At 64.6% G+C, this 25,150-nt stretch carries 26 protein-coding genes; 19 read left to right on the top strand and 7 right to left on the bottom strand.

The features are described 5' to 3' along the window. Positions 1-16 precede the first annotated feature (16 nt). Together CTR53_RS13690 and epmA are read right to left on the bottom strand one after the other, a co-directional pair. Positions 17-691 (bottom strand): extensin family protein, encoded by a 675-nt coding sequence (locus CTR53_RS13690; protein WP_290814330.1) that lies wholly within the window; start codon positions 689-691, stop codon positions 17-19. Beyond that, the gene (gene epmA / locus CTR53_RS13685; protein ID WP_290814327.1) at positions 670-1,749 is read right to left on the bottom strand and encodes an EF-P lysine aminoacylase EpmA; all 1,080 of its coding nucleotides are present in this window, start codon (positions 1,747-1,749) and stop codon (positions 670-672) included. The genes CTR53_RS13690 and epmA overlap by 22 nt, the downstream gene beginning before the upstream one ends. A gap of 124 nt (positions 1,750-1,873) precedes the next feature. Here epmA and efp point away from each other — a divergent pair, with 124 nt between their 5' ends. Beyond that, complete coding sequence (gene efp, locus CTR53_RS13680) at positions 1,874-2,446, top strand: elongation factor P (RefSeq protein WP_290814324.1); 573 nt, start codon at positions 1,874-1,876, stop codon at positions 2,444-2,446. 59 nt (positions 2,447-2,505) lie between these two features. Here the strand turns inward: efp and CTR53_RS13675 are convergent, their stop codons facing one another. Beyond that, entirely contained in the window at positions 2,506-2,871 is a 366-nt protein-coding gene (locus CTR53_RS13675) for a hypothetical protein (protein WP_290814321.1), read from the bottom strand. A gap of 166 nt (positions 2,872-3,037) precedes the next feature. Here CTR53_RS13675 and CTR53_RS13670 point away from each other — a divergent pair, with 166 nt between their 5' ends. Continuing rightward, complete coding sequence (locus CTR53_RS13670; protein ID WP_290814318.1) at positions 3,038-3,505, top strand: PAS domain-containing protein; 468 nt, start codon at positions 3,038-3,040, stop codon at positions 3,503-3,505. A gap of 3 nt (positions 3,506-3,508) precedes the next feature. Here the strand turns inward: CTR53_RS13670 and CTR53_RS13665 are convergent, their stop codons facing one another. Beyond that, on the bottom strand, positions 3,509-3,961 hold the full coding sequence (locus CTR53_RS13665) for a helix-turn-helix domain-containing protein (protein ID WP_290814315.1): 453 nt from the start codon (positions 3,959-3,961) through the stop codon (positions 3,509-3,511). Positions 3,962-4,309: 348 nt separating this feature from the next. Here CTR53_RS13665 and CTR53_RS13660 point away from each other — a divergent pair, with 348 nt between their 5' ends. Together CTR53_RS13660 and CTR53_RS13655 are read left to right on the top strand one after the other, a co-directional pair. Further along, complete coding sequence (locus CTR53_RS13660) at positions 4,310-4,771, top strand: (2Fe-2S)-binding protein (protein ID WP_290814312.1); 462 nt, start codon at positions 4,310-4,312, stop codon at positions 4,769-4,771. Positions 4,772-4,773: 2 nt separating this feature from the next. Then, positions 4,774-6,960 carry a xanthine dehydrogenase family protein molybdopterin-binding subunit gene (locus CTR53_RS13655; RefSeq protein WP_290814309.1) on the top strand — a complete coding sequence of 729 codons (2,187 nt, stop codon included), beginning with the start codon at positions 4,774-4,776 and terminating at the stop codon, positions 6,958-6,960. 46 nt (positions 6,961-7,006) lie between these two features. On the opposite strand, the gene CTR53_RS13650 is transcribed toward CTR53_RS13655, so the two are convergent. Beyond that, positions 7,007-8,221: an MFS transporter gene (locus CTR53_RS13650; protein WP_290814307.1), complete on the bottom strand. Its 1,215-nt coding sequence runs from the start codon at positions 8,219-8,221 to the stop codon at positions 7,007-7,009. Positions 8,222-8,433: 212 nt separating this feature from the next. Here CTR53_RS13650 and CTR53_RS13645 point away from each other — a divergent pair, with 212 nt between their 5' ends. From CTR53_RS13645 to xdhC, 5 genes are read left to right on the top strand one after another with little or no spacing between them, the layout of a single operon-like run. Further along, on the top strand, positions 8,434-9,228 hold the full coding sequence (locus CTR53_RS13645; RefSeq protein ID WP_290814305.1) for an ABC transporter ATP-binding protein: 795 nt from the start codon (positions 8,434-8,436) through the stop codon (positions 9,226-9,228). Beyond that, positions 9,225-9,998 (top strand): ABC transporter permease, encoded by a 774-nt coding sequence (locus CTR53_RS13640; RefSeq protein WP_290814303.1) that lies wholly within the window; start codon positions 9,225-9,227, stop codon positions 9,996-9,998. The genes CTR53_RS13645 and CTR53_RS13640 overlap by 4 nt, the downstream gene beginning before the upstream one ends. A gap of 42 nt (positions 9,999-10,040) precedes the next feature. Then, the gene (gene xdhA, locus CTR53_RS13635) at positions 10,041-11,498 is read left to right on the top strand and encodes a xanthine dehydrogenase small subunit (RefSeq protein ID WP_290814300.1); all 1,458 of its coding nucleotides are present in this window, start codon (positions 10,041-10,043) and stop codon (positions 11,496-11,498) included. Continuing rightward, on the top strand, positions 11,495-13,819 hold the full coding sequence (xdhB, locus tag CTR53_RS13630; protein ID WP_290814298.1) for a xanthine dehydrogenase molybdopterin binding subunit: 2,325 nt from the start codon (positions 11,495-11,497) through the stop codon (positions 13,817-13,819). Before xdhA ends, xdhB begins: the two co-directional genes overlap by 4 nt. Continuing rightward, entirely contained in the window at positions 13,816-14,619 is an 804-nt protein-coding gene (gene xdhC / locus CTR53_RS13625) for a xanthine dehydrogenase accessory protein XdhC (RefSeq protein WP_290814296.1), read from the top strand. Before xdhB ends, xdhC begins: the two co-directional genes overlap by 4 nt. 290 nt (positions 14,620-14,909) lie before the next feature. Here xdhC and CTR53_RS13620 read toward each other — a convergent pair whose 3' ends face one another. After that, entirely contained in the window at positions 14,910-15,551 is a 642-nt protein-coding gene (locus tag CTR53_RS13620) for a DUF2336 domain-containing protein (protein WP_290814294.1), read from the bottom strand. A gap of 510 nt (positions 15,552-16,061) precedes the next feature. Next, complete coding sequence (locus tag CTR53_RS13615) at positions 16,062-17,306, bottom strand: sensor domain-containing diguanylate cyclase (RefSeq protein WP_290814293.1); 1,245 nt, start codon at positions 17,304-17,306, stop codon at positions 16,062-16,064. 165 nt (positions 17,307-17,471) lie between these two features. Here CTR53_RS13615 and CTR53_RS21295 point away from each other — a divergent pair, with 165 nt between their 5' ends. The 10 genes from CTR53_RS21295 to CTR53_RS13570 all read left to right on the top strand — a co-directional run bounded on the left by CTR53_RS21295 (position 17,472) and on the right by CTR53_RS13570 (position 25,147). Then, on the top strand, positions 17,472-17,930 hold the full coding sequence (locus CTR53_RS21295; RefSeq protein WP_367158978.1) for a pyrimidine 5'-nucleotidase: 459 nt from the start codon (positions 17,472-17,474) through the stop codon (positions 17,928-17,930). Continuing rightward, entirely contained in the window at positions 17,914-18,069 is a 156-nt protein-coding gene (locus CTR53_RS13610; protein ID WP_290814290.1) for a hypothetical protein, read from the top strand. The genes CTR53_RS21295 and CTR53_RS13610 overlap by 17 nt, the downstream gene beginning before the upstream one ends. 85 nt (positions 18,070-18,154) lie before the next feature. Continuing rightward, positions 18,155-19,009: a 2,3,4,5-tetrahydropyridine-2,6-dicarboxylate N-succinyltransferase gene (gene dapD / locus CTR53_RS13605; protein WP_290814288.1), complete on the top strand. Its 855-nt coding sequence runs from the start codon at positions 18,155-18,157 to the stop codon at positions 19,007-19,009. A 75-nt stretch (positions 19,010-19,084) separates the two neighbouring features. Further along, positions 19,085-19,678: a response regulator gene (locus tag CTR53_RS13600; RefSeq protein WP_290814286.1), complete on the top strand. Its 594-nt coding sequence runs from the start codon at positions 19,085-19,087 to the stop codon at positions 19,676-19,678. Between the two features lie 263 nt (positions 19,679-19,941). Beyond that, entirely contained in the window at positions 19,942-20,550 is a 609-nt protein-coding gene (locus tag CTR53_RS13595) for a MarR family winged helix-turn-helix transcriptional regulator (protein ID WP_290814284.1), read from the top strand. A 28-nt stretch (positions 20,551-20,578) separates the two neighbouring features. After that, positions 20,579-21,811, top strand: a complete 1,233-nt coding sequence (locus tag CTR53_RS13590) for an ABC transporter substrate-binding protein (RefSeq protein WP_290814282.1) — start codon at positions 20,579-20,581, stop codon at positions 21,809-21,811. Positions 21,812-21,847: 36 nt separating this feature from the next. Further along, a complete protein-coding gene (locus tag CTR53_RS13585) occupies positions 21,848-22,717 on the top strand; it encodes a branched-chain amino acid ABC transporter permease (RefSeq protein WP_290814280.1) in 870 nt (289 codons plus the stop codon). Continuing rightward, positions 22,714-23,715: a branched-chain amino acid ABC transporter permease gene (locus CTR53_RS13580; protein WP_290814277.1), complete on the top strand. Its 1,002-nt coding sequence runs from the start codon at positions 22,714-22,716 to the stop codon at positions 23,713-23,715. Before CTR53_RS13585 ends, CTR53_RS13580 begins: the two co-directional genes overlap by 4 nt. Next, complete coding sequence (locus CTR53_RS13575) at positions 23,712-24,437, top strand: ABC transporter ATP-binding protein (protein WP_290814275.1); 726 nt, start codon at positions 23,712-23,714, stop codon at positions 24,435-24,437. The genes CTR53_RS13580 and CTR53_RS13575 overlap by 4 nt, the downstream gene beginning before the upstream one ends. Next, the gene (locus CTR53_RS13570; RefSeq protein WP_290814273.1) at positions 24,434-25,147 is read left to right on the top strand and encodes an ABC transporter ATP-binding protein; all 714 of its coding nucleotides are present in this window, start codon (positions 24,434-24,436) and stop codon (positions 25,145-25,147) included. The genes CTR53_RS13575 and CTR53_RS13570 overlap by 4 nt, the downstream gene beginning before the upstream one ends. Positions 25,148-25,150 lie beyond the last annotated feature (3 nt).

The following is a 25,150-nucleotide window of genomic DNA, read 5'->3' as shown; positions in this document are numbered from 1 at the left end:
AGTTCGCTGCAACAACCTACGCCCCGCAGCGTTTCCATTGGCCGATATCCCAGTGGAAGCTCTTGGCATGCGCCGCATCGGCATTGGGGCCGAGCACGACCGAGAAATAGCGGCAGGCGGCGCGATTCACTTCGCGCAGATACTCGCCTTCCTTGCCGCGGGCGCGGAAATGCCGGTCGACCGAAATGCGCGTGCCGTCACGCAGGAAAAAACCCCAGATATCGAGGGCGCGGCCATGGCCATGCTCGCTGATGCGACTGGAATTGCCAGTCATGCGCTTGCAGGTAAAACCGCCGGCATGATTGATCTGGCCGAGCGGCTGGCCGAAAATCCGCTGCGCATCCGGCACCAGAATCTCCTTCTCGAACTGCATCAGGCGCAGCGCCATCGGACAGGTCAGTTCGACCGGGCGCACCAGTTCCACTGAGGTTGCAATCAACCGCACACCATTCTGCAGCGTACAGCCGTCCTTGCCCGGTTCGGCCTGCGCGATCAGCTCGAATTTCGCGCCGGTGGCCTGCAGGTCGTTCAGGCAGGCCGCCTGGATCACGTCGCGGCCGATCCACTGCGAACTGGCCTGCGGCTGGGTCGGGACCGGCGGCGGCACCTGCGGCGGCAGCTCGCGACGCGGCGCGCAGGCCGCCGTCAACAGCAGGAGACTGAGGGTCGCTATTCTGATACGGGAAGCCACAAAACCTCCTCGATGCGCGACGCACCGGCCAGCAGCATGATCAGGCGATCGACGCCGAGAGCGATGCCGGCGCAATCCGGCAGGCCATGCTGCAGCGCCGCCAGAAAATCCTCGTCGATCGGATAGTCGTAGCCGTACAGCTGCCGCTTCAGCGTCATATCGGCCGCGAAGCGGCGGCGTTGTTCGTTGGCATCGGTCAGTTCGGAAAAGGCATTCGCCAGTTCCACACCGCAGGCATAAAGCTCGAAGCGCTCGGCCAGATGCGGCGCGTCTTTTTTTGGCCGGCTGAGTGCGGCCTGGTGGATCGGATAGTCATGCAGGATGCAGGGGGCACCGATCCCGAGATGGGGTTCGACCTTGTCCAGCGCGACGCGGAAATAGAGATCGTCCCAGCTGTCGCCATCCGTCACGCGGACGCCAATGCCGGCGCAGGCCGCACGCATGGCGGCGAGATCTGGCGAGAGAGGCTCGGTGCCGATGCAGGCGGCGAGATCAAGGCCGGCAAACCGCTCGAAGGCTTCATGCACGGTCAGATACTGCCAGGGCTGCATCACGTCAGCGCGCATTGTCTCTTTATTGGGGCGCTGCCAGGTCAGGACGGATTTGCCGGTCGCTGCTGCAATGCCGCGCAGCAGGGTCTCGCAATCCTGCATGATGCGGCGGTAGTCCGCGCCGGCGCGATACCATTCCAGCATCAGGAAAGCCGGATGATGCGTCGCCGCCCGCTCGCCGTTGCGGAACACCGGCGCAAACTGGAACAGCCGTTGCTCGCCGGCCACCAGCAGCTTCTTCATGGCGAATTCCGGCGAGGTATGCAGGTAGAGCGGCCGGGTGCTGCCATCCGGGTTTTCCAGCTCGGTGGCAAAGGCCTTCAGATGCGGCTCCAGTCCGGGCGAGACCTGCAGGGCCGGGGTTTCCACCTCGACGAATCCGAGTCCGGCAAAGCCCGAGCGCAGCGCGGCCAGTGCGGCCTGGCGCAGCATCAGGTTGGGGCGGCGGCGGGCATAAAGCTCGGGATGCCACCAGGGCGTAGGGCCGGATCGTCCAGAAGCTGTCATTTGCGGTACTTTCCGCGCCGACTCGGGTTGAGAAGGCAATCCCAACCTGATAGTTTCCGCGCGGTTTTTTCGCAAGCGGGTCCGGATGACGAAGGGCCCGCTATTCGTTTGGAGATACAAGTCCATGCCCAAGGTAAACGCCAACCAGCTCCGCAAGGGCAACGTGGTCGAGATCAATGGCAAGCTGCTCGCCGTGATCACCGCGCAGAACATCCAGCCCGGCAAAGGCACCCCGGTGATGCAGCTCGACCTGCGTGACCTGAGCAGCGGCATCAAGACCACCGAACGCTACCGCACCACCGAAAGCGTCGAACGCGTCTTCATCGACACCCGCGAGTTCAGCTTCCTGTTCGCCGAAGGCGATATGTACACCTTCATGGACAAGGAGAACTACGAGCAGGTTGCCGTGTCGGGCGACGTGGTCGGCGAGCAGGCCGTCTGGCTGCAGGAAGGCATGGAAGTCGAGATCGCGCTGTATGACGGCAAACCGGTGTCGGTCACCCTGCCGCAGACCGTGATCATGGCCATCACCGAGACCGAGCCGACCGTGAAGGGCCAGACCGCGTCGTCGTCCTACAAGCCGGCCATCGTTGAGAACGGCCAGCGCGTCATGGTGCCGCCGCATGTCTCGTCGGGCGTGCGCATCGTGATCAACATCCAGGAAGGCGCCACCTATATGGAACGCGCCAAGGACTGAGCTTTCGCCCAGTCACACGGATCGAACCCGCCGCAGCGATGCGGCGGGTTTTTCTTTGCCTAGAGAGCCTGCAGTGCGCCGAAGAAACCGGTGACGCGTTGCAGCCGGCTGCCCTCGCCGAGCTGGCAGACATCGACACCCTCGCGCATCATACTGCCATCGGCGGCCAGCCGCATGAAGCCGAAGCGCAGCCAGCCATGGTGACTGTCGACTGCAGTTGTGCGGCGGATCGTGCTGCCGGGAAACCGGTCGAGCAGTACACCGATATGCGCCACCAGCGCCGTGCGGTCGAGATCCTGCACCATCGGGTCGCTGTAGCGGCAGTCGGCTGTCCAGGCCACGCGTAGCAGGCGGTTGCGTTCGGCCGCATCCGCTGCATTCCAGGCCGCGCAATAGGTATCGACCATATCATCAAGCGCCATCATGGTGCGTCCTCCCGCTGACCGTTCCGGCTGATGGCCGGCAGTCTAGAGCAAACTGTGACCGCCGGCACAGGTCCGTTTCGACCNNCACTTCGTCTCGCGTTCATCTTTCACGTCGCCGGCCTGCATATCCCCGCAGGCCGGCGACCGACAAAGGGAGTGATGCGTCATGTCATGCCCGGAAGAATTGCGGTCGCTCGAAGCCTTTTGGCATATGAAACGCGGCGGTCGCGCCCTGCCCCGGCGCAGCGATTTCACGCCGGAGGAACTGCGCCCCTGGCTCGGCAATCTTGCCATCATCGCGGTGGAACGCGATATGCGTGACATGCGTTTCCGCGTCGCTCTTTCCGGCACCCAGCTCGACAGCTATCGCGGCCACGGTATCACCGGACGCTATGTCGACGAGGTTTGCAGCGGCATCGAAGATACCACGCCTTATTATCGCGACTGTGTGACGCGTGGCATGCCGGTACATTACCTGCACGACAATTCGCCCAACAGCGCGATCTATACGGACATGGGCAAGATGCTGCTGCCGTTGAGCGAGGATGGCGTTACCGTCGACCGCATCCTGGTGGCGATGTATCCGCTGCCGGCCAATGACAGCGGATGCGACACTTATGCCATGGCTGGCTGATATCTATTGCTCGGTGCGGCCGGCCCTGGTGCCGGCCTGCGCATCATAGGCGGCGCGGGCGGTCGCAACGCGCGATTCATGGCGCATCGCCCATTCCCAGACGCCGCAGAGCGCTTCGGCCAGTTCGATGCCGAGCGGCGTGAGTTCGTAATCCACGCGCGGCGGAACTTCGGCATAGACGCGGCGCCCCACCACGCCGTCGCGTTCCAGCTGGCGGAGCGTTTGGGTCAGCATCTTCTGGCTGACGCCGGCCAGGCAGTCGCGCAGCCGCGTAAAGCGTAGCGCGCCGCGCTCGTAGAGCTCGTCCATCACCCGCATGCTCCATTTGTCGCCAAAGCGCACCAGCAGGTCGCGCACGAGATCCTCGGCTTCCTTGCTGACCACGCAGGCCTGTGCGCAAGCCTCCGGCGCCAGCTGCTGCGAACGCTCCTTTACATCGTTTACATCGCTTTTCATGGTTTCCGCCGGGTGCCTATCGGGTGCCATAAGTGCCTTATTGCCGTTCGAATGCAGGTCTTTATATGATCGCGCGATGCAGACAGATAATCGCATGACGACCGGCAAGGCCACAGTTTTCCGCCGGCCGTCATGCCGATTGCTGACAGCAGTCACACATCGTCGAAAAGAATCCGAGGCGGGCATTCGCCTGCATGAGGTATACTGACCGCGTTAACCAGCAGGGGCCGCCCGAATGCCCCCGACGATTTTTCATCAATTTCCGTGGACGCCTTCCGGTAACGGAGGGGCGATCCGTCTTTTCGTCTTCACAGCCCCAAAGCTTCCTAGCTTCAGTGGAGGATCATCATGGCTATCAAATTCATCCTGAACGGCAAGCCCGTCAGCCTGGATGTCGATCCCGACATGCCGCTGCTCTGGGCCGTACGCGACGAGATCGGACTGACCGGCAGCAAATTCGGCTGCGGCGCGGCCCAGTGCGGCGCCTGCACCATGCATGTGGAGGGCGAACCGGTGCGCGCCTGCTCCACGCCGCTCTCGGCCATCGAAGGCCAGAAGGTAACGACCATCGAAGGGCTGGGCGGCAAGGTGGCCCAGGCCGTGCAAGCCGCCTGGGTCAAGCATGAAGTGGCGCAATGCGGCTATTGCCAGTCGGGCCAGATCATGTCGGCCGTGGCCCTGCTGAATGACAACAAGAAGCCGTCGGATGCCGAGATCGACGAAGCGATGCAGGGCAATATCTGCCGCTGCGCCACTTACGTGCGCATCCGCGCCGCCATCCACGATGCCGCCAAGAGCGTGAGGGCCTGATCATGACCGACCAGAGCAAAATTCAGATCACCGCGTCGCGTCGCCGCTTTTTACAGGGCGCTGGCGCTGCCTCGCTTGGCCTCGTTGTCGGCTTCCACTGGGCACCGCGCAACGCCATGGCGCAGAAGGCCGCGGCCGGCACACCCGCCGCGATGAATGCCTTCATCCGTATCGCGCCGGACAACACCGTCACTGTGCTGTCCAAGCATCTGGAGATGGGCCAGGGCACCTATACCGGCCTTGCCACCATCGTGGCCGAGGAACTGGATGCCGACTGGAAGCAGATGCGCACCGAGGGGGCGCCGGCCGATGTGAAACTCTATGCCAATCTGGCCTTCGGCATGCAGGGCACCGGCGGCAGCACGGCGATGGCCAATTCCTGGGACCAGCTGCGCAAGGCTGGCGCCACGGCGCGCGCCATGCTGGTGCAGGCCGCCGCCGAGCAGTGGAAGCTGCCGGCCCGCGAGATCACGGTCTCCAAGGGCGTGGTGCGCCATGCCAGCGGCAAGAAGGCGACCTTCGGCCAGCTCGCGGCGAAGGCCTCGACTCTGACGCCTCCGACGGACGCACCGCTGAAGGATCCTGCGAAGTTCACGCTGATCGGCAAGGATGTGCCGCGTCTGGATGCCCGCGCCAAAAGCAACGGCACCGCGCAGTATACCATCGACGTGAAACTGCCCGGCCAGCTCACCGCATTGCTGCAGCGCGCACCGCTGTTCGGCGCCAAGGTGAAAAGCTTCGAGGCTGGCAAGGCGAAAGCCGTGCCCGGCGTGGTCGACGTGGTGCAGATTTCCAACGGCGTCGCCGTCGTGGCCAAGAATTTCTGGGCCGCGAAGCTCGGCCGCGAGGCACTGGATATCCAGTGGGATGACTCGGCGGCCGAGAAGCGCGGCACCGACGAGATCATGGCCGAATATAAGGAACTGGCGAAGACGCCCGGCCTGCCGGCACGCAAGGACGGCGATGTCGAGGCCGCCTTTGCCAGGGCCGCGAAGGTGATCGAGGCGAGCTACGACTTCCCGTATCTGGCCCATGCGCCGATGGAGCCGCTCGACTGCGTGGTGAAACTGGATGCCGAAAAGGTGGAAATCTGGGCCGGCGACCAGTTCCAGACCGTCGACCAGGGCAATGCTGCCCATGTGCTGGGCTTCAAGCCCGAGCAGGTGAAGATCAACACACTCTATGCCGGCGGCAGTTTCGGCCGCCGCGCCACGATGCAGTCGGATTACATCGTGGAAGGCGTCGAGATCGCCAAGGCCATTAATGGCAAGGCGCCGGTAAGGCTGGTCTGGACGCGCGAGGACGATATTCAGGGCGGTCGTTACCGTCCGATGTATCACCACGTGTTGAAAGCCGGCGTGAATGACAAGGGCGAGATCATCGCCTGGCAGCATCGCATCGTCGGCCAGTCGATCATGGGTGGCACGGCGTTTGAGCAGTTCATGGTCAAGGACGGCATCGATGCCACATCCGTAGAGGGCGCCGCCAACCTGCCCTATGCCATCCCGAACATAAGCGTCGAGTTGCACACCACGAAGACCGGCGTGCCGGTGCTGTGGTGGCGGTCGGTGGGCAGCACGCATACAGCCTTTGCCACGGAAGTCTTCCTGGACGAGATCGCCAATGCGACCAGCCAGGATCCGGTGGCTTTGCGCCGCAAGCTGCTGGCCAAACATCCGCGGCATCTGGGTGTGCTGAACCTGGCCGCCGAAAAGGCCGGCTGGGGCAAGCCGCTGCCGACCGGCAGGGTGCGCGGCATCGCCGTGCATGAAAGCTTCGCCTCCTTCGTTGCCGAAGTGGCCGAGGTGGCGCTGCAGCCCGATGGCAGCTGGAAAGTGGAGAAGATCGTCGCCGCCGTGGATTGTGGCACGCCGATCAACCCCAACATCATCCGCGCCCAGGTCGAGAGCGGCATCGGCTATGGCCTGTCGGCCACGATCAAGCCGGGCATCTCATTGGCCAGGGGCGGTGCGGTGGAACAGTCGAACTTCCACGACTATGAAGTGCTGCGCATCCACGAAATGCCGAAGGTGGAGGTGCATATCGTGCCGTCGAAGGAAAAGCCGACCGGCATCGGCGAACCCGGCACGCCCCCGGTGGCGCCGGCGGTAGCCAATGCACTGATGAGCGGTACCAAGGTGGTGTTCCGCGCCCTGCCGCTGCCGGCAACGGCGACAAAGTCCGCCTGAACAGGCAGGCCGGGAAGCCGCCGCCGGGCAACCGGCGGCGGCTTTTCTATGACGCGCTGAACTGCAGCCGGTCGCGCCGGCGCCACAGCATGACGGCGCAGATGCCGCCGCCGAGCGACAGCACCGTCATCGCCCAGTAGATCGCACCGCCGCCGGCCGCGAAGATCGGGCCCACGGCAATCGTCGCCAGCGCCAGCATCGTGCTGTTGGCGGCAACATAGAGGCTTTGTGCGGTGGCCGAAGTTTCCGGCGCGCAGCCCTCGGCCAGCAGCCGCATGGCGCCGAGATGCGCTGCACCGAACGTGGCGGCATGCAGGATCTGCAGGATCACCAGCAGCGTGTAGTCCTCGGCGCCGGCTGTGATGCTCCAGCGCAGCAAGCCGCCTGCAGCAGCGATCAACAGCAGCCCGGCGCCGCCGAGCCGTGCCGGAATCTGCTGCGCGAAAGCGAACAGCACGATCTCGGCCAGCACGCCTTCGGCCCAGAGCCAGCCGATCGCGGCGTCGCTGTGGCCCATGCTGCGCCAGTGCAGCGTGCCGAAGGTGTAGAAGGCGGCATGGCTGGCCTGCAGGCAGGCGGTGGCGCCGACGAAGAGCAGGAAGCGACGCTGGCGCAGCAGCTGCAAGGCAGGTGCACCGGCGCGCGCCCCAACACGCGGATGGGCCAGCGGCAGGCGCAGATCGGGCAGCAGATGCGCGCCGCCGACCAGCACCGCATAGCCGGCCAGCAGCAGGATGAAGATCCACTCCTCGTCGCGGCCCTTGAGCCACAGGCCGGAGAGATAGGCAGCAAGCAGAAAGCTGACGCTGCCCCACAATCTCATACGGCCGTAATTCAGCTGGTGCCTGGTTGCCGCCAGCAGGGCGATGTTGTCGCTGAAGGCCGTGATCGGCGCCCAGGCGGCCGAATGCACGATCCAGACCAGCAGCATCACCGAGAAGCCCTCCACCCAGCCGAGCAGTGCGAAACTGGCGATGCTGACCCAGACGAGCAGCAGGATCGCCAGCTTGCGCCGGCCGCTGCGATCCACGACATGCGCAGCCGCGGGCCCGGCGACCAGCCGCATCAGGATGCCGACCGCCAGCATGATCGAGATTTCGGTCGGATGCAGGCCGCGCGATTCGAGCCAGGCGGCGAAAAACGGCAGATAGACACCGGGAACCAGGAACAGCGCCGCGTAATGCAGGCTGATGCGCAGGCCGATGCCGCGATGGTTTTCCACAGCTTCGGTCTGCGAGCCGTTTGAAACTGGGGCGCTCATGAAATGCTCCGACTGCCCGCGAATCGGGCAGAGCAAAATTGTCTACAATTTTGCATGGCGCGTGGTTACAATTCCTTTTATATGCGGCGCACTTGAGAGCGGGGCGCCGGTCAGCACACGGCAATCCGACAGGATTTCGCAGGGGGACAAGATCGCATCATGCGGGCGATGACAAGAGGATGCGGCCAAAACGCCGCCGGCGGGACGCAGTGATGCAGGGCCCCGCTTTCGTAAAAATTGACGGCGTCAGTCTGGTCTACCGGCAGGCCGAGGAAGAAACCCTTGCCGTCGAGGATCTGAATATCGACATCCAGGAAGGCGAGTTTGTCGCCGTGGTCGGCCCGTCCGGCTGCGGCAAGTCCACCCTGATGAAGCTGGTCACCGGGCTGCTGGATACTACGGCTGGCCGCATTACCATCGGCGGCAAGCCAGTGAAAGGCCCGGTGCAGGGCGTCGGCATGGCGTTCCAGAATTCGACGCTGCTGCCCTGGCGCAGCACGCTGGACAACGTGATGCTGCCGCTTGAGATCGTCGAGCCGCACAAGCGCCGTCTGCGCAAGGAAAAGAAGGCCTATATCGAGCAGGCCATGGCCCTGCTCAAGACCGTCGGCCTGGCCGATTTCGCCGACAAATTCCCCTGGCAGTTGTCAGGCGGCATGCAGCAGCGGGCCAATGTCTGCCGCTCGATCATCCACAATCCGCGCCTGCTGATGCTGGACGAACCTTTCGGCGCGCTGGATGCCTTCACGCGCGAGGAACTCTGGGGCGTGATGCAGGCGCTGTGGATGGAAAAGAAATTCACCTCGATCCTGATCACCCACGACCTGCGCGAAGCCACTTTTCTGGCCGACCGCGTCTTCGTGATGAGCAAGCGTCCAGGCAAGATCATTCTGTCGAAGGAAATCGACGTCCCGCGACCGCGCACGCTGGACACCACCTTCGAGCCGCATTTCGGCGAGATCGTGCATGAACTGCGCGAACATATTCACTCGGTGCGCGAATCATGATGAGCGAGAAAACCCTGATCCGCCTGATGCCCTGGCTGGTGACCATCGGCCTGTTCATCCTGTGGGAACTGCTCTGCATCGTCACCGGAATCGAGAAATTCATTCTGCCCCGGCCGACCCTGGTTTTCGAAACCATGGTGCAGTTCGCGCCGCAGATCGCCCATCATTCGCTGCAGACCCTGTACACCACGACGGCCGGCTTCGTGCTCGGCGTCGTCGGCGGCGGCCTGCTCGGCGTCTTCATCGGCGCCTCGCGGCTGGTCTATGTCGGGCTCTATCCGGTGCTGGTCGGCTTCAACTCGATCCCGAAAGTGGCGCTGGTGCCGGTGCTGGTGATCTGGTTCGGCATCGGTACGGTGCCCGCCATCATCACCGCCTTCGTGATCTCCTTCTTCCCCATCGTGGTGAATGTGGCGACCGGGCTGGCCACCATCGAACCTGAGCTGCGCGACGTGCTGCGCTCGCTGGGCGCCAGCAAGACGGAAATCCTGACCAAGATTGGACTTCCGCGCGCCATGCCCTATCTGTTCGCCTCGCTGAAGATAGCCATCACGCTGGCTTTCGTCGGCTCGGTGATAGCGGAGACGGTCGCCTCCAACGAGGGCATCGGATACCTGATGCTGTCGGCCTCTTCGAGCTATAATGTGCCGCTGGTCTTTGCCGGCCTGGTCGTCGTCGCCGTGATGGGCGTGGTGATGTATGCGGTCGCCGTGTGGTTCGAACGCCGCATGACCGGCTGGGCCTTCCGCGGCAGCGACCTGATGTCCTGATCCGGGCGGACCGGAACGGGAGGGAACAGTACCGGAGGCAGCATGTCCGAACCCGTGAGGTTCGTATCGCGCGGCCAGGTGGTGACGGTGGCACCCGATGTGCCCCACACCATGACGGTACTGGAGTATCTGCGCATGCGGCTGCGCCGCACCGGTTCCAAGGAAGGCTGCGCCGAAGGCGACTGCGGCGCCTGCACCGTCGTTGTGGCCGAGGCCACACCGGACGGCAAACTGCGGCACCGCGCGGTGAATGCCTGCATCCTCTTCGTGCACCAGCTCGATGGCAAAGCGCTGTTCACCGTCGACGATCTGGCTGACGGAGAACATCTGCATCCGGTGCAGCAGGCCGTGGTGGACACGCATGCCTCGCAATGCGGCTTCTGCACGCCCGGCTTCGTCATGTCGCTGTTCGGCTATTTCAAGACCCATGACAAGGCCGACGCCAGCAGCCTGAAGGATGCACTGGCTGGCAATCTGTGCCGCTGCACCGGCTATCGCCCGATCCTGGACGCCGGTGCGAAGATGTACGAGGCCGGCCGCGATGACCGCTTCGCGCCGCAGGAGGCTGCGCTTGTGAAGCAGCTGTCAGGGCTGGCGCGCGAACGGATGCTGGACCATTCCACGCCCGAAGGCAGCTTCCTCGCGCCGCGCACGGCCGATGAACTGGCCGAGCTGCTGCACAACCTTCCGCTAGGCGATAACTGGATGCTGGCCGGCGGCACCGATGTGGGCCTGTGGGTAACCAAGCAGCATCGCGTACCGCGCAGCCTCGTCTATCTCGGCCGCGTGACGGAACTGCAGCGGATCACCGATCACGGCGACACCATCGAGATCGGCGCCGGCGTCACCTACACGGATGCCTTTGGCGCCATTGACACCCTGCATCCGGCTTTCGCCCGCATGGTGCGGCGGCTGGGTTCGACACAGATCCGCAACTCCGGCACCATCGGCGGCAATATCGCCAATGGCAGCCCGATCGGCGACAGCATGCCGGCGCTGATCGCGCTCGGCGCCAGGCTGAAGCTGCAAAGCAAAGCCGGCACGCGCGAAATGCCGCTGGAGGATTTCTTCCTCGCCTATCGCAAAACGGCGTTGCAGCCCGGCGAATTCGTCGCCAGCGTGACGGTGCGCAAACCCGACAGGACCAGCCGGGTCGGTATCTACAAACTCTCCAAACGCTTCGACCAGGATATCTCTGCCGTGCTGGCGGCGTTTCACATCACGCTGGATAGCGACACCGTAACCAGCGCGCGACTGGCCTTCGGCGGCATGGCGGGTACGCCGACACGGGCAAAAAAGGCGGAAGGCTTACTGACCGGCCGGCGCTTCACCCCCGACGAGATCGAACCCGCTGTCGCGGCGCTGGCGGACGATTTCACACCGATGAGCGACATGCGCGCCTCGGCCGCGTATCGCCTGCTGGCGGCGCAGAACCTGCTGCGCAAATTCTGCGTCGAGGTGAGCAGCGGCAAGACGATTACAGCGGAGGCGGCAGAATGACGGCTGTCGTCCACAAACCGATCAGGCATGACAGCGCCCCCAAGCATGTCGCTGGCACGGCGCGCTATATCGACGATCTGCCCGAGCCGGAAGGCCTGCTGCATGCTGCCCTGCATCTGAGTGAGCGCACGCATGCGAAAATCCTCAGCATCGATGTCTCGGCTGCGCTTGCCCTGCCCGGCGTGATTGCCGCGATCACGGTTGATGATGTGCCCGGCGATCCCGATATCGCACCGGTGGTGCGCGGTGAACCGATGCTGGCAAAGGGTGCCGTGGAATTCCATGGCCAGCCGGTGGTGGCAATTGCAGCAATCGATCTGCCGACCGCGCGCCGCGCCGCGCGACTGGTGAAGGTGACATATGAAGACCTGCCTCCGATCCTGAGCATCGCGGAGGCCATCGAGAAGCAGAGCTTCCTGCTGCCGCCGCTCGGCCTGAAACGCGGCGATGCGGCGGCGGCGATTGCGAAAGCGCCGCATCGCTTAAAGGGCGAACTGAATATCGGCGGCCAGGATCATTTCTATCTCGAAGGCCAGGCCAGCCTCGCCGAGCCGCGCGAGGACGGCGACGTGATCGTGCGCTGCTCGACGCAGCATCCTTCCGAAGTCCAGAAGCTGGTCGCCCGCGTGCTGGGCACGTCCATGCACAGCGTGACGGTGGAATGCCGGCGCATGGGCGGCGGCTTCGGCGGCAAGGAGACGCAGGCGGCACAATTCGCCTGTATCGCCGCCGTGCTGGCGCGCAAGACGGCCAAGCCGGTGAAGCTGCGGCTCGACCGCGACGAGGACATGATCATCACGGGCAAGCGGCATGATTTCCTGTCGCGCTACGAGGTCGGCTTCGACAGCGATGGCCGCATCCTCGGCTATGACCTGACGCTGGCGGGCCGCGGCGGCTGGGCCGCCGACCTGACTGGCGCCGTGGTCGACCGTGCCGTCTTCCATGCCGATTCCAGCTACTGGCTACCGGATGTGACGATCACCGGCCTGTGCTGCAAAACCAATACTGTTTCCAACACCGCCTTCCGCGGCTTCGGCGGGCCCCAGGGCATGGCAACGACTGAATATGTGATCGACGAGATCGCGCGCTATCTCGGCCGCGATCCGCTGGAGATCCGCCTCGCCAATCTCTACGGCAAGGATGCCAACAACGTCACGCCCTATTTCCAGACCGTGACCGACAATATCCTGCCCGAACTGTTCGACGAGCTGCTGGCGAGCAGCGACTATAAGCGCCGCCGGCAGGAGATCGATGCCTTCAACGCGCAGAGCCCTTACCTGAAAAAGGGCCTGGCGCTGACCCCGGTGAAATTCGGCATTTCCTTCACCACCACCTTCCTCAACCAGGCCGGTGCGCTGGTGCTGGTCTATGAAGATGGCTCGGTGCAGCTCAATCACGGCGGCACCGAGATGGGCCAGGGCGTCTATATCAAGGTGGCGCAGGTGGTGGCCGAAACCTTCGGCATCTCGCTCGATAAAATCCGCATCACCGCGACGCGCACCGACAAGGTGCCGAACACTTCGGCGACCGCCGCGTCCGCCGGTGCCGACCTGAATGGCAAGGCCGCCCAAGCCGCCGCCCTGCAGATCCGCGAACGTCTGGCCGCCGTGGCTGGCGCCATGCTGGGAGCCGCACCCGATCAGGTGGTGTTTGCCAATGACCAGGCCAGCGCCGCCGGCAGGTCCGTCGCCTTCGCCGAAGTGACGCACAAGGCCTGGCTGGAGCGCGTGTCGCTGGCAGCATCCGGCTTTTACGCCACCCCCGATATCCATTTCGATCGCGCCAGCGGACGCGGTCGGCCATTCTATTACTTTGCCTATGGCGTGGCGGCGACCGAGGCGCTGGTCGATACATTCACCGGTGAGTATCGCTTCACCCGCGCCGACCTGCTGCATGATTGCGGCAGCTCGCTCAACCCTGCCATCGATCTCGGCCAGGTCGAGGGCGGCTATATTCAGGGGCTCGGCTGGCTCACCATGGAAGAGCTGTGGTGGGACGATAAAGGCCGCCTGCGCACCCATGCGCCCAGCACCTACAAGATCCCGACCGCGCGCGACCTGCCGGAAGATTTTCGCGTGCAGCTCGTTTCCGGTCGCGCCAATCCCGCCAACACGGTGTTCCGCTCCAAGGCCGTGGGCGAACCGCCGCTGATGCTCGGCATCTCGGGCTGGCTGGCACTGAAGGATGCGGTGGTTGCTGCGGCCGGTACGCGACAGGTGCATCTCGACGCGCCGGCAACGCCGGAACGCGTGCTGCTGGCCATCGAAGCGGCGAAGCAAAAGGCCATGACGATACCAACCGATATGGCGGCCGGCACATGAGCAGCAGCTGGCTCAACGCCCTGAGCGACCTGGAAACGCGCGGCATTCCCGCTGTCCTGATCACGGTGGCTGCCACGGACGGTTCGGCACCGCGCGAAGCCGGCACCAAGATGGTGGTGACGCCCGCCGAGACCGTCGGCACCATTGGGGGCGGCACCCTGGAATTCCGCGCCATCGAGATCGCACGCCAGATGCTCAGCAACAGGCAGGGGCCGAGTTTGCGCAAATTCCCGCTCGGCCCTTCGATGGGGCAATGCTGCGGCGGCACCATGACATTGCTGTTTGAGCCGCAGCGGCCAGACCTTTTCACGGTCGCGCTGTTCGGCGCCGGCCATGTCGGCAAGGCCGTGGTTCAGGTTCTCTCCGCCCTGCCCTGTCGCATCCGCTGGATCGATCCGCGGCCCGACGAATTCCCCAGCCATGTGCCACCGGGCGTCGAGATCGAGATCAGCAACGCGCCGGAACGCGAGGTCAGCAGCCTGCCCGACGATGCCTGGCTGCTGATCATGAGCCACAGCCATGCGATGGACCTCGGCATTGCCGCCAAAGCATTGCTGGAAGACCGCTTCGCTTATATCGGCCTGATCGGCTCGGAGACCAAACGCGCACGTTTCCTCAAGCGCTTCCGCGAACTGGGACTGACGGATACGCAGATCGACAAGCTGACCTGCCCGATCGGTATCGATGGCGTGAACGGCAAGCATCCCGGCGAGATCGCCATTGCGACAGCGGCACAGCTGCTGCGCCTGCGCGAGGCGAGGCGCACGAATTTGCGCGTGGTGGACGAAAGCGCGGCTTAGGTCATTTTTTGTCATGGCCGGACTTGTTCCGGCCATCCACGCCTTATTTCTCCCACAACAAAAGAAAGTCGTGGATGCCCGGCACAAGGCCGGGCATGACACCTAATAATTGGCCGGAGGAGCCCACCTGGCGGTCTGTGTCGACGAGATGGATAAGAGCGCGGCGTAAGACACCCTCACCCCAACCCTCTCCCGCAAGCGGGAGAGGGAGTGAATGCCGCGCCTTACCCTCTCCCACTTGTGGGAGAGGGAGGGCCCCGCCGCGTCAGCGGCGGGAGGGTGAGGGCCGTCTACAATCCCAGAATCTTCAGCTGATCCTGCAATTCCGCTTCCGACATCGGATAGTCCGAGCCATTGCGCGCATTCAGCATCATGCGCGGCGGCACGCGGGCGAGGTCGCGCTGCACCATCACGGCGGTGCGCATCGAGAATTTCGCGCGCCAGACCAGTGCTGTGATCAGCCGGCCGTTGCGCACGTCGAAAGCCTTCTGGATCACCGACATCGGAATACGGCCGTTCTGGATCAGGGACTGCAGCACGAAATTCCTGTCACCACGTTCGATGGCATCCTGCACCATATCGCTGTCGAGCTTCTTGTCCTTGATCAGCTTTTTCACTTTCGCCTCGGCCTCGGCCATGGGCGTCTGCGCGTCGGTTTCCGTGTCGGCTTCCTCCAGCGTCACTTCCAGGCGTTTTTCCATCACCTGCCTCACTTCGGCCAGCGTATCCGCCGACAGATCCTTGCGGCTGGCCAGCAGCTTGAGCAGCGAGCCGGCGACAAAGCCGGCGATCCGCTTGGCCGCGCCACCCGGCAGGTTGGGTCGCTGCACCAGCGGCTCATGCCAGGTTTCGATGCCGGGGGCGGAATCGAGAATGAGGTCGAGCGTTTCCTCGCGGATCTGCGCCGAGTCATTGGCCAGCAGCGCAGCCACNNCCGGAATGCGCCGAACCGGAGACGATCTCGCGCAGGTCGTCATCGGTCAGCAGCGGCGAGAATTGCAGCACCGGCGCCGAGACGATCACCTCGACATCGAGTGCGAGTTGCTTGACCAGGTGATGCGGCACGTTGACGGCGGATTTCAGCGCCTCCGACAGCGCGGCACGGATGCGCGACAGTTCGTCCTGCGCCAGCAGTTCCAGCGTCTGGATCGCCACTTCGCGCGCTTTGCCGGCCTCGTCTTCGGGCAGGTCGGGCAGCAGGCGGGCGACCTTGGCGGCCAGGCGATGGCGCACTTCTTCCGAAGAATCGTTGGCCAGCAGCAGATGCGCCTGCGCCGGCGTCGCCTCGTTGTCGGCGATGGCGCGGCGCACTTCCTCGGCCTGGTCGATGGCGAGATAGTAGAGGATTTCAGGCTGCGTATCGGTGCGGGTGGCAAGCTTGAGCCGCTCGGCCGCATCCGCCGAGGCCGCCAGCGCCTTCGCCTTTTCGTAATCGATCCCGCTCACGTCTGACCCTCGTGATCCGGCAGCGGTGCGATATGACTGCGCCCCTTGCCGCCCTTCTTGGCGGCATACATCGCCTCGTCGGCGCGGGCGATCAGCGCCTCGGTAGTCTCCGCTTCATCAAGCCGGGAAAACACGGCGCCGACCGACAGGCCGAGCGGAAAACCCTCGACGCCGAACAGCGCATCCAGTTCGCGGCCGATCTCGTGCAGACGCTGGCTGATCGATTCCGCCGCGCTGCGGTCGGTCTCTTCCAGCCAGAGCAGGAATTCGTCGCCGCCGATACGCGACGCAAGATCGACGCCGCGCATCAGTCGCTTCGCCGCATCGGCGACATGCGTCAGCACGTCGTCGCCGACCTTGTGGCCGCGCAGGTCGTTCACCTTCTTGAAATTGTCGAGATCGAAATAGATCAGCGTGCCGCGCAGCCCGTTGCGCAGATGGCGGCCGAGCCGCTTTTCCAGTTCGGCAAGGAAGGCGCGGCGGTTGAGCAGCCCGGTGAGACCGTCGGTGCTGGCGAGTTTATTGAGCTGCTTGTGGGCGCGGCGCAGCGCATCGACGCGTTCGCGCGCTTCGGTCACATCGCGCGCCACGCCGCGGGCGCCGAGCCAGTTGCCCTGCGGATCGCGCACCGGCAGACAGGAGACTTCGAAACAGCCGACCGTGCCATCCTTGCGCTGCAGGAACATCTCAGCGACATCCTGCGGCATCTGCGCTTCAAAGGGCAGCAAGGCCGGCACTGGCGTATCGGCGGTATGCGCCGCCACCAGCTCGCGCGCATTGCGGCCTTCCAGCTCGCGCGCCGTGTAGCCCAGCGCGCCGCGCGGCGAGACGAAGCCGAGCCGGCCGTCGGCCTTGGTCTCCCAGGCGAAATCGGTCGAGCAGGAGACCAGATCCTTGAACAGCTGGCGCGACTGCATCAGCGCATTGATCAGGTTGCGCTCCAGCGTGCCATCGCGCGCCAGCAGCAGCACACGGCGCTCCGCTCCATCGCCCATCGGAATCAGTGTCACCTGCAAGGCCGTGCCGCCGCGCGGACCCGGCAGGTCGGCACGGTCCTGCCGCATCTGGCCGTCGCGTAGCGCGGCCGTCATCGCAGCAGCCAGGCCCGGCAGCTTCTGTTCGGCGAGTGCATCGAGCAGCGGCGCGGCAGCAGCATTGGCCACCAGCGCGGCGCCATCGTCGGCCAGCAGGGCGGCGGGTCCGGGAAACTGCGGCACCAGCAGGGCGGGATCGAGCCCCATGCCCTGCGCTGCGGTGTCCTGTGCTGCCCTGCCCAAACCCAAAGCCGTCCTCGGTTCGCTGGCGGGCGTTGCCGCCCGGATGCTCGCCATTTTAGCCGGAAGCCCCTAAGCTGCGATACCGTGATCTCCTCGCCATCCACACCCTCCCAATCCGCCAAAGCCCCGTTGTCAGGCGCCGCCCTCCGCGATGCCCATACCTGGGTGTTCGATCTGGACAACACGCTCTATCCGGCCGAATGCGCGCTGTTCGACCAGGTGCAGCAGCGCATGGGTGAGTTCATCTCGACCACCTTTGCGCTCGATGCCACTGCTGCGGCGGAGAAACGGAAATACTTCTTCCAGAAACACGGCACGACCCTGCGCGGCCTGATGGTCGAACATGGCGTCGACCCGGTCGCCTTTCTGGATTACGTGCATGACATCGACCTGAGCGTCGTGGCCGCCATGCCGGCACTGGCCGAGCAGCTGCAACGCCTGCCCGGCCGCAAGCTGATCTACACCAACGGCACGGTGGCGCATGCCGAACGCATCATGCGCAAGCTCGGCGTGCATCATCATTTCGAGGCGGTGTTCGACATCGTCGCCTCCGACTACCTGCCCAAGCCNNATGGCGCGCAATCTTAAGCCTGCCGCCGAACTGGGCATGACCACCATCTGGGTGCCGACCGCAGCGGCCTGGTCCAAGCCCGACGCCGGTGACCAGTCGCATATCCATTACACCGCGCCGGACCTGACCGCTTTCCTGGCCGCCCTGCCGGCCTAGAAACGTCCCTCCGGGTTGACTCGAAAATCCGGCCGGTTATTGTCGCGCGATCTCGCCGAACCCGCATTTCGCAAGGATTTCCGCCATGACCGACGCCGCCCTCGTCAAGCAGCTCCAGCCCGTGATCGATGCCGCCTGGGAGGCGCGCGACCAGGTCAATTTCCAGACCAAGGGCGAAGTGCGCGACGCGGTGGATGCCACGCTGAACGCGCTCGACGACGGCAAGCTGCGCGTCGCCGAAAAGGTCGATGGCAAATGGAGCGTGAATCAGTGGGCCAAGAAGGCCGTGCTGATGAGCTTCCGCCTGACCGACAATATGCTGATCAGCGACGCCCCGGGCGGCGCCAGCTGGTTCGACAAGGTGCCGTCGAAATTTGCCGGCTGGAGCGAGCAGCGGTTCCGCGCCGCCGGCTTCCGCGCCGTGCCGGGCGCGGTGGCGCGTCGCGGTGCCTATGTTGCGCCGGGCGTGATCCTGATGCCGAGCTTCGTCAACCTCGGCGCCTATGTCGACAGCGGTACCATGGTCGATACCTGGGCCACCGTCGGCTCCTGCGCTCAGATCGGCAAGAATGTGCATCTCTCGGGCGGCGTCGGCATTGGCGGCGTGCTGGAGCCGCTGCAGGGCAACCCGGTGATCATCGAGGACAACTGCTTCATCGGCGCGCGCTCCGAAGTGGTGGAAGGCGTGATCGTCGAGGAAGGCGCCGTGCTTTCCATGGGCGTCTATCTCGGTGCCGGCACCAAGATCATCGACCGCGCCACCGGCGAGGTCTTCGTCGGCCGCGTGCCGGCCTATTCCGTGGTGGTGTCGGGCAATATCCCGGGCAAGCCGCTGCCCGACGGCACGCCGGGCCCGTCGCTGTACTGCGCCGTGATCGTCAAGCGCGTCGACGCCCAGACCCGCTCGAAAACATCCATTAACGATCTGCTCCGCGACTGAAATCGCGGCGCGCACACCTTTCCTTAACGATGCATGGCGAAGCTTGAGGGTCAGAATCCCTTGAGTCCCGCCAGCATGACCATCCAAGAGCCCAAGTCCCGCCGCATCGACCCGAGCGCCTTCCGCCGCTCCACCATCCTGGTGGCCGAGGGCGATCGCGGCCTGCGCCGCACCTTGCGCGATGTCCTGCTCGGCATGGGCTTTCCCTCCATCGTGCTGGCCAGCACCGCCGCCGAGACCATGCGTCTGATCGTGGAGCAGCGGCCGAGCGTGGTGCTGCTGGACCACAAGCTGCCCGGCACCAATGGCAGCGACGGCCTGACGCTGACCCGCCGGCTGCGCCGCGAGTGCGATCCGCTGCCGATCATCCTGATGACCACCGCGCCCGATGCGACCCTGGTGGCGGCCGCGCGCGATGCCGGCGTCAACGAGATCGTGCGCAAGCCGCTGTCGATGGAAAGCCTGGTGCTGCGCCTGATGCATGTGCTGCAGGTGCCGCGCCGGTTCATCCGCAGCCCGGGCTTCGTCGGCCCGGATCGCCGGCGCCTGGCCGAACGCCGCCGCGTGATCGACCGCCGGGCGGAAATGCCGCTGCCGCCGGAGCAGGAACGCCGCCAGCGGCCGAGCCGCCGCAGCGGCGACGAACGCCGCAAACCCAGGTCGGCCTGATCACTTATTAGCCAAAAAAGACCGGTCAGGGCGGGAAGCCAGACCGGCCGGGCAGGTTGGGGCCGGCGCATCTGCGCCGGGCGATTCGCAGCCTGGCGCCCGACCATGACGCTGGCGTGACGGGTCCAGTCCTGTTGTACTCACTGGGCAACGGCAAATTCGTTCGCTTGCATTACTGTTATTCCCCGCTACAATCTGCCGCACAGGAATTCGCCCGGGCCGCCAGAAGCCCGGTCAGGGATGTCCGGGGAGGACTGATCACCGTGCCAGCGCCGATGCGCAGCGCCGCCACCCGCAGCGGCGCCAGATCCGAACGGCGCAGCGAAAGCCGCGCCGTCGACTACGGCACGCTGCCCAATCATGTCGGCTATCTGCTCCGCCTCGCGCAGCTGCGGGTGTGGGAGGATTTCTACGGCCGCATGGGCGATACCGGCGTCAGCCCGGCGCTGTTCTCGGCGCTGATGCTGGTGCGGAGCAACCCCGGCATCCAGCAGAGCCGGCTGGGCGAAGCGCTCGGCGTCGCCCGCTCCGGCGCCATGACCATGACCGACCGGCTGGAACGCCTCGGTCTGGTCGAGCGCCGCGCCGATCCGCATGACCGCCGCGCCTATGGCCTGTTCCTGACTCATGACGGCGAGCGCCGCATGGCGGAATTCGTCGCCCGGGTGCAGCAGCACGACATGCTGATCAACAAGGTGCTGAGCCCGGACGAACATCGTACCCTGATGCAACTTTTGCATAAATTCGTCGCGGCTCCCGCCCCCATCGCCGAGGAACGCCGCGAGGCAGGGCTTTCCGACGCCGAAGATGATCCAGTAGCATCGCGCACCAAACGCACCGTCCCTGCCAGACGGCGCGCATCATTGTCCTGAGGCATAACGGGTAAAAACGGAGGAAACCATGAGCATCAAGCTTACTCGCCGCCAGTTCGCGGCATCCGCGGCCGGCGCCGCACTGGTCGCCGGTTCCGCGCCCTTCAACATCGTGAAAGCGCAGACCGGCAAACTGAAGATCGGTTCGATCCATCCGCGCTCGGGCTTCCAGGCCCAGCTCGGCATCGCCTGCCAGCGCGGCATCGACCTGGCGCCGAAGGTGCTGCAGCAGCTCGGCATCAAGGCCGATGTCGAGATCATGAACGCCGATACCGAGTCGAATGTCGACGTGGCCCGCGCCCGCGCCGAGAAACTGATCAACGACGGCGCCAACGTGCTGATCGGCGCTTTCGACAGCGGTCAGTCCTCGGCCATCGCCCAGGTCGCCGAGCAGAAAGGCGTGCCCTACATCATCAACGTGGCGGCGGCGCCGCAGATCACCGAACAGGGCTACAAGTTCGTGTTCCGCAACTTCCCGACCGCGCCGATGCTGGTCGGCGACGGCCTGAACCTGATGAAAAGCGTGTTCGAGAAGAGCGGCATCACGCCGAAGACCGCCGTCTTCATGCATGTGAACGACACCTTCGGCCAGTCGATGGCCGGCGCCATCAAGGCGATGGCCCCGCGCTTCAACCTGCCGTTCCAGATCGTCGAGACGATCGCCTACGATCCGCAGGCCAAGGATCTGTCGGTCGAAATCGCCAAGGCCAAGGCGACCGGCGCCGAACTGCTGATGCCGGTGACCCGCCTGAACGACGCCATCCTGATGGTGCGCGAGATGGTGAAGCAGCGCTGGGAGCCGAAGATCGTGATGAGCCCCGGCGCGCCGGGCTTCTACGAAGGCCAGTTCTACAAGACGCTGGGCAAGTTCTCGAACTACCTGCTGACCAACGTGCCCTGGTACAATCCGCGCTCGGCCATGACGCAGAAGCTGCTCGACCAATTCACCAAGACCTACAAGGGCGAACTGTTCGAGCTGAATGTCGGCTTCTCGTTTGAAGCCGTCATGGTCGCCGTGTTGGCGCATAATGCCGCCAAGAGCACGGCCGGCGCGGCGCTGGCCGATGCGATCCGCAAGACCAACCTCACCGACCATGTGATGGCCGGCGGTCCGCTGCAGTTCAACGAGAAGGGCCAGAACGTCAACATCAAGTCGGTGACGCTGCAGAATCTCGACCAGCGCCCGAAGGTCGTGCTGCCGCTGGATATCGCGGAAGACAACCTGACCCTGCCGATGCCAAGCTGGCAGAAGCGCACCTGATCGTCATACCCCACGCGAGACCCTTCGAAGAAACCGATGCCTGCTGATTTGATTCTTACCGTTGCCGTACAGGGCATCCTGACCGGACTGGTTTACGGCCTGATGGCCCTGGGCCTGTCGGTCATCTTCGGAGTGGTCCGCGTGGTCAATTTTGCCCATGGCGAGATGATGACGATCGCGTCCTATGCCGCGATCGTCGCTTTCGGCGCCTGGAATATCGACCCGCTGATCTCGATGATCCCAATTGCCGTCCTGCTGTTCGCACTGGGTTATGCGATGCAGACGGTGCTGATCAATCCCTTCATCAACCGGCCCGAACACAGCCAGTTCATCCTGCTGGCCGCCGTCGCCATCATCATGGTCAACGGCCTGCTGATAATCTTCGGGCCCGATGCCCGCAACGTGCTGGTCGACTATGCGCTCGACTCCATCGAAGTCGGTCCGCTGCTGATCGACAAGGTGCGCGTGATCACCGCCGTGCTGGCGCTGGTCATCACCGCAGGCCTCTTCGCCTTCTTCAAACTGAGCCGCACCGGCAAGGCGATCCGTGCCTGCGCCGACAATCACCTCGGCGCCCTGGTGGTCGGCCTCAACGTCAAACACCTCTATGCCCTCACCTTCGGTATCGGCTCGGCCATCGTCGGCGCCGCCGGCGCGATGATGACCCTGCTGATCGACACCACGCCCAACATCGGGCCGGTCTTCACCCTGCAGGCCTTCGTCATTGTCATCATCGGCGGCCTCGGCTCGATGCCCGGCGCGCTGCTCGGCGGCGTGCTGATCGGCCTCTCTGAGGCAATGTCGGGACTCTTCTTCGCACCATCCGCCAAAACCATGTTCGGCGTCGCCATCCTGATCCTGGTTCTGCTGTTCCGGCCCCAGGGCCTGTTAGGACGCAAAGCATGATCGCGCGTCTGCTCGACGGCGTGCCGAAGCGCGCCCTGATTCTGCTCGGCCTGCTGCTGGCCTTCCTGCTGGTCGCGCCGCTGTTCGTCGGCAACTACATCCTGTCGGTGCTGATCCTGGTGCTGTATTTCGCCTACACTGGCCAGGCCTGGAATGTGATGATGGGCTTTGCCGGCCAGCTCAGCCTCGGCCATTCGCTCTATGTCGGCCTCGGCGCCTATACCGCCGCCGCGCTCTATGTGCATTTCGGCATCGGGCCGTGGGCGGGTGTCTGGATCGCCATTCTGATCAGCATGGCGGCCGGGCTGGTGGTCGGCTTCCTCGCCTTCCGCTTCGGCATCGGCGGCGTGTATTTCGCACTGCTGACCATCGCCTTCGCCGAATTCACCCGCGTCGGCTTCGACCATTTCATGTGGGTGAACGGCTCGGGCGGTTTCTTCCTGCCGGTGGCGCAGTACAGCGTGAACGATGTGCTCAACCTGCGCGGCTCGCCGACGATGTTCTATTACATCCTGCTCGGCATCACCGTGCTGGCCTTCATCTTCTGCCGCTGGCTGCTGACCGGCCGCATCGGCTATTACTGGCTGGCGATCCGCGAGGAACCCGAAGCCGCGCAGACGCTCGGCATCAACATCTTCCGCTGCAAGATGATCGCCGTCGCCATCTCGTCCGGCATGACCGCCCTGAGCGGCGTGTTCTTCGCCTTCTATTACAACAACCTGTTCCCCGAGCAGATTTTCAGCATGAACCGCTCGATCGAACTGATCCTCGGCCCGATCATCGGCGGCGTCGGCTCGCTGTTCGGGCCGATCCTCGGCGCCTTCGTGCTGACCGCGCTGGCCGAGGTGCTGAACGACATCATGGTGGCGCTGGGCTATGAACTGCCGGGCGTGAAGCTGCTCTTCTACGGCTTCTGCCTGCTGATCGTCGTGATGTGGCTGCCGAACGGCATCTGGCCGCCCCTGCGCAAATGGCTTCGGCTGGGAGAACGGCTATGACCGCTCTTCTCACGGTCGACGGCATCTCGAAAAGCTTCCGCGGCCTGAAAGCTGTGAGTGAGGCTTCGCTGACTGTGCCGCAGGGCGGCATTGTCAGCCTGATCGGCCCGAACGGCGCCGGCAAGACCACCTGCTTCAACATGATTGCCGGTGTGTTCAAACCCGACGAAGGCAGCATCCTGTTCGACGGCCGCAGCATCGCGGGGCTCCGGCCCGACCAGATCTGCCATGCCGGCATCGGCCGCACCTTCCAGATCGTGAAGCCCTTCAAGGATCTCACCGCGCTGGAGAATGTGATCGTCGGCGCTTTGCGCAACGAAAGCAGCACGCGGGCGGCGAAGAAGAAGGCCGAAAGCGTGCTCGACCAGCTCGGCATGCTGGACAAGCGCGACCAGCCGGCCGCGCAGCTGACCCTGCCCGAACGCAAGCGGCTGGAAGTGGCGCGCGCCTTGGCCACCGATCCCAAACTGCTGCTGCTCGATGAGGTGATGGCGGGCCTGCGCCCGACCGAGACCGACCAGATGGTGGCGGTGTTCCGCGACCTGAACCGCAAGGGGCTGACCATCCTGCTGATCGAGCATGTGATGCGCGCCGTGATGGCGCTGTCGCAGCATGTGGTGGTGCTGCATCATGGCCAGATCATTGCCGATGGCGCGCCCGAACAGGTGGTGCGCGACCCGGCCGTGCTGGAATGCTATCTGGGCGAGGAGGCCGAGGTATGAGCAGCCTCAGCCTGAAAGACCTCGACGTCTTCTACGGCGATGCGCAGGCACTGGACGGCGTCTCGCTGGAGGTGCCGCAGGGCAGCATCGTCGCCATCGTCGGCGCCAACGGCGCCGGCAAGTCGACACTGATCCGTACCATCGCTGGCATCGAAACGCCGCGGCGCGGCCAGATCAGCTACAAGGGCGCACAGATCGGCGGTCTGCCCAGTTATAAAGTCTGCAACCTCGGCATCGGCCAGGTCGCCGAGGGCCGCCAGATTTTCCCCAGCCTCACCGTGATCGAGAACCTGGAGATGGGCGCGCTGCTGCCGCGGGCACGCGGCAAGGAGAAAGCGACGCTGGACGAGGTCTTCGGCCTGTTCCCGCGTCTGGCCGAGCGGCGCGACCAGCTGGCCGGTACCATGTCGGGCGGCGAACAGCAGATGCTGGCCATCGGCCGCTGCCTGATGGGCCAGCCCGACCTGATCATGTTTGACGAGCCGTCATTGGGCCTCGCACCCGCCGTGGTGCAGGAAGTCTTCCGCATCATCAGGCTGCTGCATGCGCAGCGCGGCATGACGGTGATCCTGGTCGAGCAGAATGTCGCCGTGTCGCTGAAACTGGCGGATCAGGCTTACGTCCTGGAAAACGGCCGCATCGTGATGCAGGGCAGCGGCCAGGATCTGCTGCATGACGACCGCGTGCGACAGGCCTATATGGGGCTGTAAGTC

The sequence above is a fragment of the Ferrovibrio sp. genome, from assembly GCF_002796975.1.
Classification (GTDB): Bacteria; Pseudomonadota; Alphaproteobacteria; order Ferrovibrionales; family Ferrovibrionaceae; genus Ferrovibrio.
The sequence above is the reverse complement of the archived record's forward strand: the minus strand, read 5'-3'. Positions and strand labels throughout refer to the sequence as shown.

Bases quoted from the DNA above. Each gene is read 5' to 3' on its own strand.
- epmA (WP_290814327.1), bottom strand. From the start codon at position 1,749: ATGACAGCTTCTGGACGATCCGGCCCTACGCCCTGGTGGCATCCCGAG.
- efp (WP_290814324.1), top strand. From the start codon at position 1,874: ATGCCCAAGGTAAACGCCAACCAGCTCCGCAAGGGCAACGTGGTCGAG.
- CTR53_RS13675 (WP_290814321.1), bottom strand. From the start codon at position 2,871: ATGATGGCGCTTGATGATATGGTCGATACCTATTGCGCGGCCTGGAAT.
- CTR53_RS13670 (WP_290814318.1), top strand. From the start codon at position 3,038: ATGTCATGCCCGGAAGAATTGCGGTCGCTCGAAGCCTTTTGGCATATG.
- CTR53_RS13665 (WP_290814315.1), bottom strand. From the start codon at position 3,961: ATGAAAAGCGATGTAAACGATGTAAAGGAGCGTTCGCAGCAGCTGGCG.
- CTR53_RS13660 (WP_290814312.1), top strand. From the start codon at position 4,310: ATGGCTATCAAATTCATCCTGAACGGCAAGCCCGTCAGCCTGGATGTC.
- CTR53_RS13655 (WP_290814309.1), top strand. From the start codon at position 4,774: ATGACCGACCAGAGCAAAATTCAGATCACCGCGTCGCGTCGCCGCTTT.
- CTR53_RS13650 (WP_290814307.1), bottom strand. From the start codon at position 8,221: ATGAGCGCCCCAGTTTCAAACGGCTCGCAGACCGAAGCTGTGGAAAAC.
- CTR53_RS13645 (WP_290814305.1), top strand. From the start codon at position 8,434: ATGCAGGGCCCCGCTTTCGTAAAAATTGACGGCGTCAGTCTGGTCTAC.
- CTR53_RS13640 (WP_290814303.1), top strand. From the start codon at position 9,225: ATGATGAGCGAGAAAACCCTGATCCGCCTGATGCCCTGGCTGGTGACC.
- xdhA (WP_290814300.1), top strand. From the start codon at position 10,041: ATGTCCGAACCCGTGAGGTTCGTATCGCGCGGCCAGGTGGTGACGGTG.
- xdhB (WP_290814298.1), top strand. From the start codon at position 11,495: ATGACGGCTGTCGTCCACAAACCGATCAGGCATGACAGCGCCCCCAAG.
- xdhC (WP_290814296.1), top strand. From the start codon at position 13,816: ATGAGCAGCAGCTGGCTCAACGCCCTGAGCGACCTGGAAACGCGCGGC.
- CTR53_RS13615 (WP_290814293.1), bottom strand. From the start codon at position 17,306: ATGGGGCTCGATCCCGCCCTGCTGGTGCCGCAGTTTCCCGGACCCGCC.
- CTR53_RS13610 (WP_290814290.1), top strand. From the start codon at position 17,914: ATGGCGCGCAATCTTAAGCCTGCCGCCGAACTGGGCATGACCACCATC.
- dapD (WP_290814288.1), top strand. From the start codon at position 18,155: ATGACCGACGCCGCCCTCGTCAAGCAGCTCCAGCCCGTGATCGATGCC.
- CTR53_RS13600 (WP_290814286.1), top strand. From the start codon at position 19,085: ATGACCATCCAAGAGCCCAAGTCCCGCCGCATCGACCCGAGCGCCTTC.
- CTR53_RS13590 (WP_290814282.1), top strand. From the start codon at position 20,579: ATGAGCATCAAGCTTACTCGCCGCCAGTTCGCGGCATCCGCGGCCGGC.
- CTR53_RS13585 (WP_290814280.1), top strand. From the start codon at position 21,848: ATGCCTGCTGATTTGATTCTTACCGTTGCCGTACAGGGCATCCTGACC.
- CTR53_RS13580 (WP_290814277.1), top strand. From the start codon at position 22,714: ATGATCGCGCGTCTGCTCGACGGCGTGCCGAAGCGCGCCCTGATTCTG.
- CTR53_RS13575 (WP_290814275.1), top strand. From the start codon at position 23,712: ATGACCGCTCTTCTCACGGTCGACGGCATCTCGAAAAGCTTCCGCGGC.
- CTR53_RS13570 (WP_290814273.1), top strand. From the start codon at position 24,434: ATGAGCAGCCTCAGCCTGAAAGACCTCGACGTCTTCTACGGCGATGCG.